The sequence below is a fragment of the Micromonospora sp. ATA51 genome (assembly GCF_016802855.1).
In the GTDB taxonomy this organism is placed as follows: Bacteria; Actinomycetota; Actinomycetes; order Mycobacteriales; family Micromonosporaceae; genus Micromonospora; species Micromonospora sicca.
On the sequence record NZ_JAEVHJ010000608.1, the window covers coordinates 1 to 1796 of the forward strand.

General features: G+C 72.2%; 1 protein-coding gene. It reads right to left on the bottom strand.

The annotated features are described in order from the left end of the window. Positions 1-499: 499 nt before the first annotated feature. Positions 500-1796 (bottom strand): recombinase family protein (locus JNW87_RS38260; RefSeq protein WP_238455426.1); only part of this gene is annotated, 1297 nt, incomplete at its 5' end.

Here is a 1796-nt window from a genome sequence, read left to right on the forward strand (position 1 = left end):
GATGCGGGACCGGTTCGACGACAGCCGGGCCGGCCACCGTGATGGTCTCGGCGAACGGCACGGCGGCCTCTTCGAGGGCCTGGGAGACCTGGCCGAACGCGAAGACCACGGCGCCCCGTCCGGCGTGGGTCACGTCGCGGACCGGGCCCCGGCCGATCGACTCGGCGAGGCCGAGGGTCTGCTCTTCGCGGACGCGGTCCGCGTGGTCGGGGGCCTAGGTCGAGGCGGGCCAGGCTGGCGCCGATCATCTCGGCCCACTGGCTCGGCATCATCGCGCATCCCAGGACGCCCGGACGGCGTTCACGGAGGGCGGCCAGGGTCGGCAGGTAAGCGGCCAGGCCCCGAGCGGGGCCGGCGTAGGCCGCGATCAGGCGCGGCGGGCGCGGCGGGCGCGGGTGGATAGGGTGGCGCCTAGCGGAAGGTCATTTCTTCCGTTAGGGCCTCGGTCGGCGGTGGAGTCGCTACCGGGCCTGCCTTATTTGGTTGCGGTGGCGAGGTCTCAGGCGTCCGGGGACGCGGACTCGGGCTCGTCGGCCCAGGTGAACCGGAGGCGGGCGTCGGGGTCGAATCGCACGCCCCGGCGGCCGTGCGCGGGCGTGATGGTTACGGCGTTCAGGGCCAGGCGGAGGAGGTCGCGGCGGTCGGGGACCGTGGCGGCGTCCCATGCTTCGCGGGCCTGGACCGGGTCGAGGAGCGGGCTAATGTCCGCCTCGGGCAACGGGAAGTCGGCGAGGTTGCGGCGCAGCCCGACGACGCGGGCGGTCAGCCGCTCGTGTAAACGGGTCCAGCGCTGGACCGCCTCGGGGCCGACGAACTCGCCGCGAAGGTAGCGGGCGTCTTCCAGGTCGACCAGGGAGGCGTTCGCGTCTTCCAAGGCGGCTGTGATGGTCGCCCGCTCGCGGATTATGTCCGGGTCATGCCGGGCTATCCAGCGCTCGGCCACGGCGTCTAGCAACGGGTCGCCAGGCTCGGTCGCGGCCAGGCGGTTTATGAACGCGTCGACCACGGCGCGGTCTACGGCGGCGATAAACGCGGTGACGTGCGCAGGGCACGGGTGGCCGAGGCGGCGGCCCTGGCACACGTACGACCGTCCGGCGGCGGACATGCGACGCCCGCAGCCCCCGCAGCGGAGAAAGCCGGTCAGGAGGTGGGACACCTGAGCCCTCACGCCCCGGTTACGGCCGACCGGGTCGGTGCCGGTGCGGGCTTCCAGGATGCGCATGACCTGTAGTTGCTCGGCGGGCGTGATGATCCCTCGGCCGATATCGACGGTCTTGCCGGTCTCGGGGTCGCGCCAGGGGACGACCTTCCCCGTGTACTTCCCGTCTTTCTTGACGGTCTCGGGCAGCAGCCCGGCGAACGCGGGCGACTTGAGCAGAACCGACAGGGACCCGACGCCCCAAGCACCGCCGCGCGTCGCGGGGATCTTGCGGGCGTTCAGGTCGCGGGCGATGTGTACCAGCGGTTCGCCAGACAGGGCGCGCTCGGCGATCTCGCGGGCCGTCGGCGCGGTGTGCGGGTCGTGGTCTAGCCGGCCGTCCTCGCCGACCGCTAGGCCGTAGGGCGGTTGTCCGCCGATCCACCGCCCAAGGCTGCGGAGGTGGGCCTTCGCCGAGGCGACGCGTAGCCCGATGTTGGCGGACTCGCTGCGGGCGACCTCGGACAGCAAAACGAGGGCTAGGCGGGCCTGTTGCTGGGAGGTGTCTAGGCCGTCCTGAACGAAGACGATTCGGCCCGCGACTTTCTCGACCTGATCAAGGACCTGGCCGACCTGGCCCATGCCCCGCCGGGACAGG